At 45.0% G+C, this 17,482-nt stretch carries 13 protein-coding genes; 6 read left to right on the top strand and 7 right to left on the bottom strand.

Translation table 11 applies throughout. From position 1 onward, the window contains the following. Positions 1–71: 71 nt before the first annotated feature. Positions 72–1,010 (bottom strand): M23 family metallopeptidase, encoded by a 939-nt coding sequence (locus H6F42_RS13445; protein WP_190399881.1) that lies wholly within the window; start codon positions 1,008–1,010, stop codon positions 72–74. 329 nt (positions 1,011–1,339) lie between these two features. Here H6F42_RS13445 and H6F42_RS13450 point away from each other — a divergent pair, with 329 nt between their 5' ends. Beyond that, positions 1,340–2,851: a bifunctional orotidine-5'-phosphate decarboxylase/orotate phosphoribosyltransferase gene (locus H6F42_RS13450; RefSeq protein WP_190399882.1), complete on the top strand. Its 1,512-nt coding sequence runs from the start codon at positions 1,340–1,342 to the stop codon at positions 2,849–2,851. An 8-nt stretch (positions 2,852–2,859) separates the two neighbouring features. Beyond that, on the top strand, positions 2,860–3,735 hold the full coding sequence (locus tag H6F42_RS13455; RefSeq protein ID WP_190399883.1) for a hypothetical protein: 876 nt from the start codon (positions 2,860–2,862) through the stop codon (positions 3,733–3,735). Positions 3,736–3,806: 71 nt separating this feature from the next. Here the strand turns inward: H6F42_RS13455 and H6F42_RS13460 are convergent, their stop codons facing one another. The 4 genes from H6F42_RS13460 to H6F42_RS13475 form a co-directional block, all read right to left on the bottom strand. Beyond that, the gene (locus H6F42_RS13460) at positions 3,807–5,252 is read right to left on the bottom strand and encodes a trypsin-like peptidase domain-containing protein (protein ID WP_347272309.1); all 1,446 of its coding nucleotides are present in this window, start codon (positions 5,250–5,252) and stop codon (positions 3,807–3,809) included. Between the two features lie 313 nt (positions 5,253–5,565). Then, positions 5,566–6,564 carry a phosphate ABC transporter substrate-binding protein gene (locus H6F42_RS13465; protein WP_190399884.1) on the bottom strand — a complete coding sequence of 333 codons (999 nt, stop codon included), beginning with the start codon at positions 6,562–6,564 and terminating at the stop codon, positions 5,566–5,568. A 109-nt stretch (positions 6,565–6,673) separates the two neighbouring features. Then, positions 6,674–6,823: a hypothetical protein gene (locus tag H6F42_RS13470; protein WP_190399885.1), complete on the bottom strand. Its 150-nt coding sequence runs from the start codon at positions 6,821–6,823 to the stop codon at positions 6,674–6,676. Beyond that, on the bottom strand, positions 6,783–6,950 hold the full coding sequence (locus H6F42_RS13475; protein WP_190399886.1) for a hypothetical protein: 168 nt from the start codon (positions 6,948–6,950) through the stop codon (positions 6,783–6,785). Before H6F42_RS13475 ends, H6F42_RS13470 begins: the two co-directional genes overlap by 41 nt. 274 nt (positions 6,951–7,224) lie before the next feature. On the opposite strand from H6F42_RS13475, the gene H6F42_RS13480 reads away from it, so the two are divergent. From H6F42_RS13480 to carB, 3 genes are all read left to right on the top strand, one after another. Beyond that, positions 7,225–9,450, top strand: coding sequence for an NACHT domain-containing NTPase (locus H6F42_RS13480; RefSeq protein ID WP_190399887.1), 2,226 nt, complete (start codon positions 7,225–7,227; stop codon positions 9,448–9,450). Between the two features lie 325 nt (positions 9,451–9,775). Then, positions 9,776–10,372 carry a Uma2 family endonuclease gene (locus H6F42_RS13485; protein WP_190399888.1) on the top strand — a complete coding sequence of 199 codons (597 nt, stop codon included), beginning with the start codon at positions 9,776–9,778 and terminating at the stop codon, positions 10,370–10,372. A gap of 135 nt (positions 10,373–10,507) precedes the next feature. Next, complete coding sequence (gene carB / locus H6F42_RS13490; protein ID WP_190399943.1) at positions 10,508–13,759, top strand: carbamoyl-phosphate synthase large subunit; 3,252 nt, start codon at positions 10,508–10,510, stop codon at positions 13,757–13,759. Positions 13,760–13,922: 163 nt separating this feature from the next. Here the strand turns inward: carB and fbp are convergent, their stop codons facing one another. Beyond that, positions 13,923–14,951, bottom strand: coding sequence for a class 1 fructose-bisphosphatase (gene fbp / locus H6F42_RS13495; RefSeq protein WP_190399889.1), 1,029 nt, complete (start codon positions 14,949–14,951; stop codon positions 13,923–13,925). Between the two features lie 168 nt (positions 14,952–15,119). Between fbp and H6F42_RS13500 the strand changes: the two genes are divergently transcribed. Beyond that, positions 15,120–16,310, top strand: a complete 1,191-nt coding sequence (locus tag H6F42_RS13500; protein WP_190399890.1) for a protein phosphatase 2C domain-containing protein — start codon at positions 15,120–15,122, stop codon at positions 16,308–16,310. A 107-nt stretch (positions 16,311–16,417) separates the two neighbouring features. Here H6F42_RS13500 and H6F42_RS13505 read toward each other — a convergent pair whose 3' ends face one another. Continuing rightward, positions 16,418–17,407 carry a hypothetical protein gene (locus tag H6F42_RS13505; RefSeq protein WP_347272312.1) on the bottom strand — a complete coding sequence of 330 codons (990 nt, stop codon included), beginning with the start codon at positions 17,405–17,407 and terminating at the stop codon, positions 16,418–16,420. Positions 17,408–17,482: the final 75 nt, after the last annotated feature.

Below are 17,482 nucleotides of genomic sequence, written 5' to 3' on the forward strand. Positions count from 1 at the left end.
AAAATTGAGAACGTTGCTTTGCAACGTTCTCAATTTTTTATTATGAAAGGCTCCCTTTGGGAGCTTTTTGCTTAGTCTTTAAAACTATTAGAAGCGAGATCGAGGGTTACTTGGCGCAGTTGCAAATAATCCATCGGATCGACGGCAGTTTTGCCATCGGGTTGAATTTCAAAATGGAGATGAGGTCCCGTACTGCGTCCTGTCGTGCCAACTTCCGCGATCGCTTGTCCCTTATTTACCACTTGCCCCTTCGATACATAGACCTTATTGGTATGGGCATAGAGAGTTAAAGAGCCGTCATTATGTCGCAGTTCCACAATATTGCCATAGCCGCCATTCGTCCAACCTGCATCGGTCACGACTCCCTCGGCTGCTGCAAAAATTGGCGTACCCGTAGGAGCCGCAAAATCCACACCTTTATGTAATTTCCGCTCTCCCGTCACAGGATGGATGCGCCATCCAAAGCCCGAACTAATAATTGCGCCTGTAATCGGAATTGTGAAATTAGAAATACTACCCAGATCGATCGCGGCAATATTCTGAGGGAGTTGCATCGACCAACGACCGGGCTGCTTGGACTTAAGCTTTAAGTCTTGAGGATTAATGGTCACTTCAGGCGAAAATTCCACCACCATTCGGGTTGTATTGGCATCGACCTGTCCTACTCTGACCGACTGCACACCTTTTCCCACCCTGCGGCGCACCGTTGGTCCCTGATAAACAATTCCAGGTAAATCAATCACAATACGAGGGGGATTATTAATCACTACTCCCTTCGGCTCAATATCATTTTTGAGAGAGAACTCAATTTTGCTATCGGCTAAATCATACACAAAGGTTTCGAGGCGATTTGCCTGAGCAATTGGTGCGGCGATCGCTAAACTGCTTACCAAGCCTGTGAAGGCGAGTAATAGTGAGCGCGTATTTAGCGGCTGCGATTTAAGGCGAGGCTTTTGTCCTTGCTTTAAATCACAAACTAATGAGAGAAGGCGAGAGGAAGGGTTTTGCATTGGAACGTTGCGCTAGAGGAGGGTTAAGGGCAAGCTACAAGCATTACAGAATTGCTTAGGTTGACTAAAAGCATCGCTTCTAATCACTTGTAGATCACTTGTAGAAAGCTAGGAATAAATACTCTGATAATTTGCGTAACGAGAACGAGTGAGATTTTACATCAATTTGGAGAAAATATGACAACTCGCGATTAATGAACCCTCAGAAATATTTTAAAAGTGCGGCTTCGCCGCACTTTTAAAATATTTCTGGCTTCAAGTTATTAATGAAGATCTAAGCAGTATATTTGTTGCAGCTTTATTCACTGCTTTAAAATTGGCGCTAAATTATGAGCTTTGCCTCGAAACTCAGGACAGCGATCGCCACAAATCAGAGCATCCTCTGTTTGGGACTAGATCCTAACCCCGAAGTGATGCCTGCTAAATATAAAGTGAAATATGATGCGGAGATTAACTCCGATGTGTATCACGATCGCGCCGTCGCTTATCTCTGGGAATGGATGAACTTTATCATTCAGTCCACGGCGGATCTGGTCTGTGCCTACAAACCGACCTTAGGGTTTTATACGGCCTTAGGGGCTGGAGGCTTGGAGCTATTAGCGAAGACCTTGGCGGCGATTCCGCCCGAGATTCCGATCATTTTGGACGCGAAGCACGCCGATCTCAATAGCAGTACGGTGATGGCAAGAACTGCCTTTGAGCAATGGGGCGTAGATGCGATTACCCTGAGTCCTTATATTGGGCAAGATTTGGCGGCACGTTTTTTGATGTATCCCGAAAAAGCCATTTTTGTTAGCTGCTATTCGTCTAACGCCACAGCTCAAGGCTTTCAGGAATATCCCAATCGAGAGCAGCCTTTATATCTCAATGTTGTGCAGAATTGCCAAGCTTGGGCGGGGACGGAGAATTTAGCCCTAGAGGTCGGAGCCGCCAATCCTGCGGCTCTAGCAAAGGTGCGATCGCTTGCCCCTGAGCGTTTAATCTTAGCTCGGAGTATTTGGGCGAATAGTTTAGCCAGTGGTCAAAAGATTGAGAATTTGGGCGCAATTCTGGAGGCGGGACTGGATGCCACTAGTGGCGGCTTGATATTGCCTGTGAATCAGGATGCTCTGGCGCTCGGTGAGCCTGCCCAATTAGTGCGATCGCTACGGGATGAAGTTAACCAAGCGATCGCTACTACCGCAAAAGATCGTCCTAGCTGCGATCTATGGATGCCAAATGTTTGCCTCCTCGATCAGCAGGGACATCCCCATGCGAATTTGATTTTGCAATTATTTGACATTGGTTGCATCACCTTTGAGGAGACAGTGCAAGCCTCTGGACAGGTTTTTCCCTATTACATTGATTTGCGGCGAATTATCTCTAACCCCCAAGTATTTGATGCGGTAATTAATACTTACGCCGAAATTTTACAAAATTTAAAATTCGATCGCATTGCAGGGATTCCCTACGGCTCTTTGCCCACGGCTTCGGGCTTAGCCCTGAGACTTAATTTCCCACTAATTTTTCCGCGCAAAGAGGTCAAAGCCTATGGCGCGAGACGCTTAATTGAAGGCAATTACGAAACTGGCGAAACGATTGTGGTGGTCGATGATATTTTGATTTCTGGCAAAAGTGCGATCGAAGGGGCGCAAAAAATTGAAAGCTGTGGCTTAAAGGTGCGTGACATCGTGGTATTCATCGATCATGAGGCGGGAGTACGCGATCGCATTGCCAAAAGTGGATATTCACCCCACGCGGTGTTAAAAATCTCGGAAATAAATGAGACACTATATCAATCAGGGCGTATAAATGAGAAACAATTTCTTGCTTTGTCACATTCATCCAGCGATATCGATTAGGGTTACGCATGTTCAAACGAATTACTCTGTTACTTGTTTCGGCGGCAGTTGCGGCGATCGCACCTCTAGCTAGTCCCGTCCTAGCTGCCCAATCATCTAAACCCGTACCTGCCGAACTATCAAACATTGTGTTTGCGATGGATAAAGCTGCTAGCAGCCAAGACATCGAATCGGTAATGAAATATTACGCGCCTACTTTTAATCATGCCGATGGGCTGAATCGCGATCGCTACAAGCAAGTATTGCGCGACCTCTGGCAAAGATATAAAAGCATTAGCTATCGCACGGAAATCTCCAAATGGGAGCAGCAAGGGGATCTGATTACTGCCGAAACCGTAACGATGGTGCAGGGGGCAAAGGGATCTGAGAACGATAACTTCAAGCTAGATGCTCGTCTGATCTCCACCCAGACTTACAAAAGTATCAATGGTCAATTGCAGGTGGTATCTCAGAAAGTCTTGGCTGAGCAATCTTCGCTGAGTACTGGTGAAGCGCCACCTCCTGTAAAGCTCAAGGTTCCTGAATTAATTGGAGTCGGTCGTCAATATGTCTTAGATGCGATCGTCACTGAGCCATTGGGAACAAGTCTTTTGTTAGGCGCAGCGATCGAAGAACCCGTTGAAGCCAAAAATTACCTCAACGAAAATACGATCAATCTCCGTCCTTTACGGGCGGGGGGCTTATTTAAGATCGGTCAAGCTCCTTTTTCCTCAGGCGATCGCTGGATTTCGGTTGTATTAGTCCGCGAGTCAGGCATTACGATCACCAGCCAGCGCTTACGAGTTAGCAAAGACTTTACAGGCAATCAATACACACCTCTGCCCGAACCTGACTCTACGCCAAGTCGTGTCCGCCCCCGTCCCAACAACGAGCAAACTTTATAAATAAAAAAGCACCCTAAGGGTGCTTTTTTATTTATAAAATTGTGGCGCTTTGCGCTGCAACTTTGTGCAGATCAGCGCACTCGCTTAACTGTGAGCTTATAGGCTCCTTTGCCATTGCGATCGTAGGCATTGACAATGGTGCGATAGGTTCCCGTTACGGGCAGTTCAATCGTCATTGATGCACTTCTGCGACTGGGTAAACCATTGTTTTCTTTTAAAAACCTACTATTGGGTGCAAATAAAACTAGATAAGGATGAAAATCGGGACTCATTAGATCAATTTGTACCACCTGTCCTGCTTGTCCAGTGAAACTAAAGCTGTCAAACAAGCTGCCATCTCTGGCAAAAATACGGCTCTCAGAACCTAATTTGCCAATTTTTTGTAAAAGAATCGGGCTATTTGTAGACTCAGATGCAACGTTATCGCTCAAACGTCCAGAGAGGACAAAAGAGCCAGTTTCACCCACTTCGTAGGAATTGGCATAGAGAGTGTAGCGTCCTGTGGTCGGCAAAGTGAGAGCAAGTTTGGCATTTTTGCCACCACCACCATCATCATCCTCGGCAATTTTACGCCCACTACTATCAAACAAAACCAGATAGGGATCGATGCCATTACCACGCATCTCAATTACCACCGCTTGCCCCGCTACGCCTTGAAATTGATAGGACTTGTAATAACTGCCATCAGGTAAAGTTCTATCTTTGGCTGTGAGGGTAGCAGTGATCGGATTGCCGTTTAGGTTAATTACCATCGGTGCAGCAAGATTTGGCTGCGGATTATTGGCGATCGCGCCATTACGAGCCGCCGCAATAAATTGCTTGACCGTATCTGCCTCGATCGCTAAGCCAATGCCACTATTTACCGAAGTTGTCGTAAAAATTGCCGTATTTACGCCTACTAATTCCCCTCGACTATTGAGCAAAGGACCACCCGAATTTCCGGGATTAAGGGCGGCATCGGTTTGTAATAATTTGAGATCGCTATCAATGCGACTAATAATCCCAGTGGTTAAGGTTCCTGCAAAGCGTCCAAAGGGATTGCCGATCGCAAAGGCGCGTTGTCCCACTTGGATACCCGTTGAAGATGCTATGGAAATAGTTGGTAAGCTATCGGTTACTCCCTCTAGACGAATTACTGCGAGGTCAGGGTTGCGGCTGCTGGCAATGACTACGCCCCGAAACTTGCGCTTATCGCTGAGAATGACGTTCACCGTCGTTGTCCCACGCACCACATGGGCATTGGTTAACACTAAACCCTTAGCATCAATTATCGAGCCGCTCCCATTGCCACTTGGGGTTTGAATAGATACCACAGCAGGGCTAGCGAGCTTATAAACTCGGATGTTTGTATCTTCATCGGATTGGGCTTGAACTGGGGCTGATGGAATTAAAGGAAATGTGGCGATCGCGCTGATACCTCCGCAAAGAATGAAGCTAGAGGCAACAAGGTTCACAACTTCTTTGCTGATCATTTTGTTGGTCAAACCGATGATCAAATTTTTGATTCCTTTTTTCACAAAACCATCCTCAAACACAGTCTTTTGGGCAAATCATCTTTTCGGTTATGGGTGCTTTACACCCACAATCAAATCATGTAGACAGGAAAACAGATTTGCTTGTTTCCCATATATAGCTGTGGTCACTTCAAACTCCCAGAAAGCAAGTAGCGTCACTTCGCGCCGCCACTCGCTTTCTGGTTTGGTGTCCTCACAAGAATGGCAACAGCTATAGCAATCCTAAACGATTTAAGAGAGTACAACCCCAAGGGTTGTACTCTCTTAAATCATTTATAGCAATTTCCTAGTGTGTTTGATTGCAAAGCGCTGTATCTCATTGGATGGAAATAAAACCTAATTTTTGGATAATTTGCTGACCCTGTGGCGAAAGTGCAAACTCTATAAATTGTTTAACCGCAGGACTAGTTACTTTCTTTGCCCCTAAGAATAAATTACGACTCAAGGGATATTTTCCTGCTTTCACTAATCCCACATCCATGGGATTAACACCATCAATGGGGACAATCCTCACAATTTCTTGCTTCTCCACCTGCGAGACAGTCGCATAACTAATCCCGTTATCGCCTAGATCTCGCAAAATAGCGGTTGTTTCATCTTGCTTCCATGTAATGTAGTTGGCATTGTCGGGCGAGAAAGTCTGACCAAGCAAGACAATATCCTGAAAAGCTTCTCGAGTGCCACTGGTAGTGGCGCGATTGATCACCTTAATTGGTTGATTACTGCCGCCCACCTGCGACCAGTTGGTGATTTTGCCTAAATAAATATCCCGTACTTGATCCTTGGTTAAGTTACCTTTAAATGGATTATTAATCCCTACAAAAACCGCGATCGCATCTTTAGCGATCGGTACTAATTGCACTCCCGATTGGGCTTCGGCGGCTTTGAGTGGACGTGAACTCGCAGCGATCGCCACAGTTCCATTAATCAGATTTTGTAATCCCTGACTAGACCCACTAGGCTTGCCATCAGGCACACCAAAAGTCGTGGGAATATTCGGATTAGCTTGACTATAGCCGTTTCGCAATTCCTTAACCAAAGCAACCATGGTGGTACTGCCATCCATCTCTAAAACATTCGGATTAGGCAAAGAGGTGTCAAAATTGAGTCCAGTGGGTGGTGCGGGGTTGGGATTGTTACTTACTGAAGGGGATGGCGATGAAGGGGATGGTGATGAAGGGGATACCGATACATTCGGTGAAGGGATCTGAGCCTGCTTACTCTGCTGCGAAAAGAACCAATATCCACCACCCGCAATTCCAGCCGTAAGTAGCAATGACAATACTAAAACTGTAGTTTCTTTGCCCTGTGACATAGCGCTAAATCTCTAAATCATATCTGGCATAACTTTAGCGCGAATTTAGATTAAAACCCAAAAAGAGAATTACAGGCTGACGAAGGGTTTGCCAGACGGCGATCGCCTTTCACACATCTAAACTGCGATCGCTATGGCAATCAGGACTATTCTCTGAGTTGACGGAGAAAGGCGGCGATCGCAGCAAGGGCGATCGCGACTGAAATAGAGTAGCTAAGTTATTCTCTGAGTTGACGGAGAAATGCGGCGATCGCAGCAAGGGCGATCGCTCCTGAGATGGAATAACTAATGGGCATGATGAGAGGGGTAATATCTAAGTTGGGATTGGTGCTGGTTTGGGCGGTTTGGGTTTGTTGTTGGGCTGTTTTTTGAATTTGTGCTGACATAATTTTTTTGCTCTGAAATAGTTTATGTACTCACTATGAAAGGTGTCTGCTTGACTGACTTTGGGCTATTTGCGTGATTTGCTTGTTTTTACGGGTAGAGATTAAGATCCCCGACTTTTTGTGTGAACTTGCCAATTTTTTGTGATAGCGCAGAAAAAGTCGGGGATCTGCGCTGTTAAAGTTTGCCTGTGCTTGCGGTAATCTTGATTTTCATATTCAAATTTTGCGTGACTTAGAAAATGTCAAAATGGATTGAGTTGCTTGAGTTTTAGAAATGGCACGATCACTACGGGCTTCTCAGAAAGATATAAGTAATATCAAAAAGGCAATGAGGCGCGAGAAGTATACGCAACAGCTTCTTGCTGAACAACTAAAAATTTCGCGATCCACTATTACAGCTTTATTTGCTGGGAAACCGATTGACAAAAACAATTTCAACGAAATATGTGAATATCTTGGACTCAGAGAGATACGAGGGGAAGAAGCCGTAAGTGATGACCTCGATCTGCTAGTCCAAGAGGTGAAGCAAAAAATTGCGGCGGATGTGACGGAGCGCTGTGGGACGATGCGGGTGTTGGATATGACGCAACCTGTCGATTTGGATCGGATTTATACTGACGTGAATATCATTAAGGATGTGACTGGGCGGCGGCGGATTGGCTATGACGAGGTGATGGAGGTATGTACTCGTGAGCATTTTGATCGCTTTTTAGTGGGGACGATTAAAGAACGGGTAAAGGGATTTGAGGCGGTTGAAGAATTTCAAAAGCTGGTGGTATTGGGTAAACCGGGGGCAGGGAAAACCACGTTTATGAAATATTTGGCGATGTCTTGTCTCGGCGATCGGTTTCATGGGGAACTTGTGCCGATATTTGTGACGCTGAAGGCTTATGCGGAGGAGAGGGGACAGCCAACGCTAGAAAATTATATTTTGACAGAATTTCAAAAACGGGATGTGGCGGCGGATATGGTGAAGCGCTTGCTCAAGGATGGGAGGGCGTTGATCCTGTTGGATGGATTGGATGAGGTGAAGAAGGAAGATGATCGCCGTGTTAAGCAGGATATCGATCAATTTTCGAGGGATTGGCTAAAAAATCGGTTTGCGATTACCTGTAGGATTGCAGCGCGAGAATATCAGTTTGAGAAGTTTACGGAAGTTGAGGTGGCGGATTTTGATGATGGGCAGATTGAAACCTTCGTGAATAATTGGTTTCGGGAAAGGGATGAGTCAAAAGCGGAACGGTTGTTAGAGAGATTACAGGGTAATAAACCTGTTAAGGAATTAGCGAAAAGTCCTTTGTTATTGACGCTGTTGTGTTTGGTGTTTGGTGAGCGTAACGACTTCCCGCCGAAGCGATCGGAACTGTATAAGGAAGGTTTGGAAGTGTTGATGAAAAAGTGGGATGCGAAGCGCAATATTGAACGAGAGGTAATTTATAAACATCTGTCGCCACAAAATAAGGAGGATATGCTGGGACAGATTGCCTTTAACACCTTTGTGAATGGTGAATATTTCTTTCGGCAAGAGGATTTGCAACGCCAGATTAAGAACTATATCTGCAATCTTCCTGAAGCCTCGGCAGATCCTGAAGCGTTGCGGCTGGATAGTGAGGTAGTGCTAAAAGCGATCGAGCATCATCATGGGTTGTTAGTGGAGAGGGCGAGAAATATTTATTCTTTTTCTCATTTGACTTTTCAGGAATATTTTACAGCACGAGAAATTGTACGGACAAGTCAATTAGAAATATTGGTGCAGAGTATTACAAATCCGCAATGGAAAGAAGTTTTTTATCTAACTGCGGAAATGTTGAGACAAGCAGATGGCTTTTTGCGATTGATGAAACATCATATTGATGGAATGTTAGAAAATGATAAGAATTTGCAGGATTTTTTGACTTGGACGCAGCAAAAAACAAACTCTATCCAATGTATTTATAAGAATATTGCCCTGAGAGCATTTTACTCTAGCGTTGCTCTTAAGGCTATTCGTGGCAACCAAGACGGGCCAGCATTCATCGCTTTAGCATTTGGACTAGATAACCTGACATCTGAACGAGATGTCAGGTTATCTAAATCGCTTGAATTAGATTCTGCCCTTGCTCATGTTCTCAACCTTTCTCAATCTACAGATTTCCTTAAAAATCAAGTTAAAGAGATAGCGCTCGCTCTTGCTAAAACTATAGATAATGCTTATGAAATTTCCGATCATGTGCTACAGCAAGCGCTAAAAAATGATAGTCCTGATCCTAATGAATACCTTGCAGAGTTTTGTGATTGGTGGCAAGAAAACGACAAACAATGGACTCAACAGTTTCGTCATGTATGTATCGATCGCCGCAATATCGGTCACGATTGGCAATTCACTAGAGAGCAAAAGGAACTTCTCAATCAATATTACGCCGCCAATCTCCTCCTTGTCGAGTGCATGAACCGCAGCTACGTCAGCAAACAAGTCCGCGAAGAAATAGAATCAACGATGCTGTTGCCAAGTAAAAAGTAGAAAGGCAAAAGGAAAAATAATCACCACATTTTCTTGTAGGGGTCAAGCATTTGCGCCACAATTTTTAAAGCGATCGCAGACACATCATTCTGCAAATGCTTAACCCTCTTCGCTTTCACCGATAAATTGTCCCTGCGTTGCGAGGTTTAGGGCATAGCATTCCCAAATGAAGGGAATCGGTAAAATCATAAATTTCGGCGGGAATGCTATGCCCCTACGAGATTTTTGGGTTTGGATTTGATTGTATAAGGGGCGATCGCCTTGTGATAATTTGAGAGGCGATCGTATTTGTTAAAATACAAAACAAATCCTATTCCCTGAAAACATGATTGCAGCTAGAGAAAATTTTCCTCAGCTTACACCTCAAGAATACTTTGCTTGGGAAGAAAAGCAAATACATAAGCATGAGTATCTCGAAGGTCAAGTCTATGCCATGAGTGGCGGTAGTGTTAATCATGCACGTATTGCCATTCGCTTTATTACTATGTTTGATTCTCACTTAGGTGCTGGCAATTGCATCATCGGGAACTCAGACCTACGGATTAAAATGGTCAAAGCCGAAAATTACACTTATCCCGATGTCAGCGTCACCTGTGACGATCGCGACAAAATCACCACTCAATACATCACCTATCCATCCTTAATTGTCGAAGTTTTATCACCTAGTACCGAAGCCTACGATCGCGGCGGCAAATTTCGGCTATATGCGAACAACCCTGTATTACAAGACTATCTATTAGTTAGCTCTACCAGCATTGAAATAGACCTCTATCATAAAAAAGATAATGGAGAATGGATAATTGTTAACTACCAAGAAGGTGACATGATCGAGCTAAAGAGCATCAATCTCACCTTTGCGATCGCCCAAATCTATCAAGGACTGACACTGACAAATGACACTGAAATTAGCCAAGAGGGTTGAGCATTTGCGTCACAATTTTTAAAGCGATCGCCATCACCACAACCAATAATCCAATTAGCATCATGCGCTACACATTGCGCGATCGCCATGACGCTATAAAATGTAATGCGAGTTACCTACGAAAAACAAGATAATATGCCCCGCCGTAACGATATCCAAAAGATTTTGCTGATTGGCGCTGGTCCGATCGTCATCGGTCAAGCCTGTGAATTTGACTACTCAGGAACCCAAGCCTGTAAAGTTTTACGGGACGAGGGCTACTATGTGATCCTAGTTAACTCCAATCCTGCGACGATCATGACTGATCCCGCCACCGCCGATCGCACTTACATTGAGCCGATTACACCCGAAGTGGTTGCTCAAATTATCGAAAAAGAGCGCCCTGATGCGATCTTGCCAACGATGGGAGGACAGACGGCGCTAAATACAGCCGTGTCCCTAGCGAAAATGGGTGTGCTAGAAAAATATGGCGTGGAGCTAATCGGCGCAAAACTGGAAGCGATCGAAATGGCAGAGGATCGCAAGCTATTTAAAGAGGCAATGGAACGGATTGGCGTTGCCATGTGTCCATCGGGCTTGGGGACAACGATGGAAGAGTCCCGCGCGATCGCCCAAGAAATTGGCTCCTATCCCTTAATTATCCGTCCAGCTTTCACAATGGGCGGTACTGGCGGCGGGATCGCCTATAACCAAGAGGAGTTTGAAGAAATCTGTGCCTCTGGTTTAGAAGCTAGTCCTGTATCACAAATCTTGATTGAGCGATCGCTAATCGGTTGGAAAGAGTACGAGCTAGAAGTGATGCGCGATCTCGCCGATAACGTGGTGATCATTTGTAGCATCGAAAATATTGATCCAATGGGTATCCATACAGGCGACTCGATTACAGTTGCACCTGCTCAAACCCTGACTGACAAAGAATATCAACGTTTGCGTGACTATTCAATTAAAATCATTCGTGAAATTGGCGTAGAAACTGGCGGCTCAAATATTCAGTTCTCGATCAATCCTGAAAATGGCGATGTGGTTGTCATTGAGATGAATCCTCGCGTGTCGCGTAGTTCGGCACTAGCATCGAAAGCGACTGGTTTCCCGATCGCTAAATTTGCGGCGAAACTAGCAGTAGGCTATACCCTTGATGAAATTTCTAACGACATCACCAAGAAAACTCCCGCTAGTTTTGAGCCAACTATCGATTATGTAGTCACCAAGATTCCCCGCTTTGCCTTCGAGAAATTCCCCGGGTCTGAGCCAGTGCTAACTACTCAGATGAAGTCTGTCGGCGAAGCGATGGCGATCGGGCGTACTTTCCAAGAATCATTCCAAAAAGCATTGCGATCGCTGGAAGTTGGGCGCTTTGGCTTTGGTGGCGATCGCGAAGAAACCTTACCTGATCTCGACAAAATTAAGTACAGTTTGCGGGTTCCTAATCCTGATCGCGTTTTCTCGATCCGTGATGGATTTCTGTCTGGTTTGTCAGTACAAGCGATTTTTGAACTAACCAATATTGATCCTTGGTTCTTGCAAAAAATGCGTGAGATTACCGATGTAGAACTATCAATCAAGGGGCGGAAGCTCGACAGCATCAAGAAAGAAGAGATGCTGGAAACTAAGCGGATGGGCTTTAGCGATCGCCAGATTGCCTATCTGACGGGTACAAACGAAGATGTAGTTCGCGCCTATCGTAAAGATTTGGGTATTATTCCCTCCTACAAAACCGTTGATACTTGTGCTGCTGAATTTGAAGCGCTCACTCCCTATCACTACTCAACCTATGAAGAAGAATCAGAAGTTCTCCCTTCCACAAAGCGCAAGGTGATGATTCTCGGTGGTGGACCTAATCGGATTGGGCAGGGGATTGAGTTTGACTACTGCTGCTGTCATGCCAGCTATGCGTTACGCGCCGCAGGATTTGAGACAATCATGGTTAACTCAAATCCTGAGACTGTTTCTACCGATTACGATACTAGCGATCGCCTCTATTTCGAGCCATTGACTCGCGAAGATGTGTTGAACATCATCGAAGCGGAACAGCCTGAAGGCGTAATCATTCAATTTGGTGGACAAACTCCATTGAAGTTGTCAGTTCCCTTGCTGAAGTATCTCCAAGACACCAATTCTCCTACTAAGATTTGGGGTACTTCGCCCGACTCCATTGATATTGCCGAAGACCGCGAACGTTTTGAGGCAATTTGTCAAGAAATTGGCATTTTACAGCCCAATAATGGTCTAGCCCGTTCCGAAGAAGAAGCGATCGTCATTGCTCAGCGAGTTAGTTATCCCGTTGTCGTGCGTCCTAGCTATGTTCTCGGTGGTCGTGGCATGGAAGTAGTTTATTCCGATGCCGAATTGGAAGACTATATGCGCCGCGCTATCATCATCGAGCCTGAACACCCTGTACTGATTGATCAGTTCTTAGAGGGAGCGATCGAAGTTGATGTGGATGCGATCGCTGATCAACAAGGCAATGTCACCATCGGCGGCATTATGGAACATATCGAAGAAGCAGGGATTCACTCAGGCGACTCGGCTTGCTCGATTCCTACTTTCTCCTTGCCCCCTGAAGTTCTGACCACCATCCGCACTTGGACAATTAGTCTTGCTAAGGCTCTAAATGTAATCGGTTTAATGAACATTCAGTATGCTGTGCAGTTGAATAATAACAACCTTAAAGAGAGCAAAGTATTTATTCTCGAAGCGAATCCTCGTGCTTCCCGTACCGTTCCCTATGTCAGCAAGGCGATTAATGTTCCTCTTGTCAACTATGCTTCGCGAATCATGTCAGGAGCGACCCTAGCGGAATTAGGCTTAACGGAAGAGGTAATTCCCAAACATATCTCGATTAAGGAAGCCGTCCTCCCCTTTGCGAAGTTTGCAGGAACCGACACGATTTTGGGTCCTGAAATGCGATCAACAGGTGAGGTTATGGGTATCGACACCGAGTTTGGGCGCGCCTTTGCCAAGGCTCAAATTGCCGCAGGGACTCACTTACCTCTAGAAGGAACCGTATTTCTCTCAGTCAACGATCGCGATAAGAGTGGTATCTCATCGGTTGCCGAAGCTTTTATTGAGCTTGGTTTCAAAGTGGTGGCTACAGAAGGAACTCACAAGATCCTTCGCCGCAATAGCATTGAGTCGAAGCAAGTTCTCAAGGTGCATGAGGGTCGTCCTCACATTGGAGACTCGATGAAAAATGGTCAAATTCAATTGATCATTAACTCACCTAGTGGTGAGGAAGCAAAAACCGACGGCAAGATGATTCGGCGCACCGCTTTAGCCTACAAGATTCCTGTAATTACGACCCTTGCAGGAGCAAAAGCGGCGATCGCTGCCATTCGCTCTCTCCAATCTGGAGCAATTTCCGTAACTGCGCTTCAAGACTACGCTTAATACCAAATTAAGAAATGGCTACGCCATTTCTTAATTTGAAAAACCTTACTGAGTTTAGTTTTAAAATTTGTGATTTAGTATAGTTTCAAGCCCCAAAGATGAGTGATAGCGCTTTGTGCCATCGCTAAACAAATAGAAAAAGCTGCCCTTTGGGCAGCTTTTTCTATTTGTTTAAGAAAGATTCTACAACTTTGACATTTTCTTTGCTGCCGATAATCAAAGGTGTTCGACTATGCAATTTTGTCGGCACAACATCCAGAATATCTTGAGTCCCAGTCGAAGCTCTCCCGCCTGCTTGCTCAATCAAAAAAGCGAGGGGCGCAGACTCATACAGTAAGCGCAATTTTCCATCCTCATGACCAATAGTTCCCGGATAGAGAAATACCCCCCCTTGAAAAAGAATGCGATGAATATCAGCAACTAAAGCACCTGAATACCTTGCCGAAAAGCCTTTTTGGCGATGGATATAACGAATATATTCACGCATTGATTCTTCCCATTGCCAAAAATTACCTTCATTGACGCTGTAAGTAGAACCACTGTCAGGAATATGAATATTTTCTTGAAAGAGAATAAATTCACCGATGCTAGGATCAAGGGTAAAAGCGTGAACTCCCTTACCCAAGCTATAAACTAACATCGTGCTTGTGCCATAGAGAATGTAACCTGCACCAATTTGCTTACGTCCCGATTGCAATAAATCTTCGGCTTCTCCATTCTCATCATCGCCTTCCTGTTGACGAATTGAGAAAATGGAACCGATCGCTAAATTTACATCGATATTGCTAGAGCCATCTATGGGATCGTAAAGTAAGGTATAGCGACCGATGGGGCAATTTTCGGGAATATAGTAGGGCTTTTCCATTTCTTCGGAAGCGAGCCGACATACTAAGCCGCTTTGTTCAAAAGCACGAAGAAACACCCGATTAGCGTAGTGATCCATGTTTTTTACAGCTTCGCCTTGGACATTGGTTTCACCAGTGACACCCAGTACGTTTTCCAGCAAACCTGCAAGGCTAAGATGTCGTGCGATAGTTTTACCCGCTAAGCCAATCCTGCTCATCAAAGCACTCAAGTCATAAGCCTCCGCCGAGAATGTCCCAAAATTGGAGAGGACGTGCTGCGAGAGTGTCATAAAGTCTCGTCCAAGGGCAATCTCATCGGCGGGATTGAGTCTGGTAGAATCGGTCATAGGTGCGATTACCTTAGTTCTGCTCTTTCATTATGAATCAGCAATCCTAACTATGAAACTAAGGTTTAATTAAGATATAGTTTGGAGAATCGCATTCTTTCGGGATGCACTTTCACAAAACGTTGCTGTGCTGACGCAGTAGCCCTAGGACTAGAAAGAGGCGTATTTATGAACATTTGTCTTAGTTGTCAAGCTGTAAATCCTGATAACTATCAATTTTGTCAATTTTGTGGCACAAAAATTTTTACAGATCTCATCAATACCCTAGATAGTTTTGAGGCTAAAGATGATAAACAAAGCTTAGGAGATACTCAACCTCTAAATTTAGAAAATATGACGGAAGAGATAGAAGTAGGAATAGAAGATTTTATTTCTAGCCAGACTCCTATTGAACCATCGTCCACAAGCTTAGAGACTAGATCAGAGGATCTCCTAGATCCATCATTTCTGAAGGATAACGACCTAGATTTTGCCAATTTAGAAATAGATATAGCTGAGAACGAAGCTAGTTATGGAATTTCGTCTTCAAATTTTTTGATTGATATAACCTATGGCGGTAAAACTGATGTGGGTAAGCAACGCGATCGCAACGAAGATGATTTTGCGACGATTTTCCAAACTCGTAGTATTAATGGCAAAAGTCAACTTAGCGATCGCAGTCATCGAGGGGTATTTATCCTTTGTGATGGGATGGGTGGTCATGCAGGAGGTGAAGAAGCCAGCGCGATCGCAGTTAACTCGATTACAGATCAATTTCGTCCCTTTTGGGTTGACACTTTGCCGGGGGACAAGAAACTACGCGAGATCATTAGCAATGCTAATCAAGCTATTTTTGCGAAGAATGAAGGGGAAAATCGCCAAGCTCTCAGTAGGATGGGAACCACGCTGGTGATGTTAGCGATTCATGATTTGAGGGTGGCGATCGCCCATGTGGGCGATAGTCGTATTTATAAGCTTTCTCATCAAAATATGGCTGGCAATAGTGCTAGCAAGTTAGAACAAATTACTCGCGATCATGATGTATTTAATCAATTAATCGACTTGGGGCTAGACCGAGAGTCAGCCTTGGCTAGACCCGATGCCCTTCAATTAACGCAAGCTTTGGGTCCGCATCCGACCGAACGTCTAGAGCCTACGATTAACTTTTTTTCCTTAACTGAGCCAACTTTGTTTCTGTTATGTTCCGATGGTTTGTGTGATAACGATGTGATCGAGCAGAACTGGCAAACCCATTTATTACCCATCCTCAATCAAGAAGTTTCTTTAGATACGGGGTTAGAACGCTTAATTGATTTGGGTAATAGTGTAAATGGGCATGACAATCTGACGGCAGTTCTAGTTTTGTGCAATGTCGGCTAGTTACTCTCCTCACACTCAATAAATAGCTATGCGCGGCGAAGCCGCGCATAGCTATTTATTGGTTTTATATGTAGGAGTATGAAAGCGCCTAAAGGCGCTGTTTATTTCTACTCTTCGGTAATTTGTAAGCGAATAGTGCGCCCTGAATGTTCGTTGCCAATTTGGACGGCGACATTAGGACTGGCAAGGGAATCAAGGGAATTTAATAGATCTAAAAGATTAGGAGTACTAGCGCCTGCTTCTACATATAACTGATCAGCAGATGTGGAAACGCGCTTCCATGTGCCGTAGAGCTTGGCGATCGCCTGTTCAAGTTGAGAGGCTTGGCTAACTAAGTCTGAGGCGAGCTTTAGACACCCAATCCGTAAAGCTTCCTCCAGTGCGGCATCAATATTAACGGAACGTTGGGAGATCGCTTGGACTTGATTAGTATTCGATAAATATTTGGTTAACCGTTGGGCATCGGCGGTTACTAGCTTGATGTTGTCAAGATCGGAACCATCGGCGATCGCTTGTTTAAGTGGCACTTGATAGGCTTCGGGCAGCTTATCAATTTCCCGAACTAAGGGAGCCACATAGCGAGTAGGAATCGTATGGGCGGCAACCTTTTCTTTGAGGTCATCGGGCAGATGGTCAGAACTCATCGCTGTCCATTCATCAGAAAGTTGACGCACTTCGCGACGGGTAATCTTTTCGCCATTCCGCGCCGCATCGACAATCAGTTGCTGGACTTCGGGAGCCGCTTGCGAAGTTTCCACAAAGGCTCTTTTGCTAAATTGGCGAATGTCATCGGCATCGAGTTGCCCATCCGCCATCAGCGTATCTGCACTATTGGCTAGTTGAATCCATGAATAGGCTTGGGATTTGCTAATTTCCCGTTCCTGTAGCCATTTGAGAAAGCCCGTGCCTCGCCCTTCGCCATTCATTTTTTCGCGATCGCGCACAGTCCGTAAAATCCTGCCCCGCCAAATGTCTGTCTGTAAATCAAAGCGATCGCATACTTGCCAAGCTTGATCGACCTCAGCCAAAAATTGTCCTTCAGCTAAGCCTTCATCACTGGGGTCAGGCAAGGATAGTGAAAATTCGGTGGGGTCAATATTGGTTAAAGTTTCATAGCTGACGGGTGCTTCAGAAATTGATTCAAGTACAGTTTCACTAATAGACACGAGTAA

Source organism: Pseudanabaena sp. FACHB-1998, from assembly GCF_014696355.1.
Lineage (GTDB): Bacteria > Cyanobacteriota > Cyanobacteriia > Pseudanabaenales > Pseudanabaenaceae > Pseudanabaena.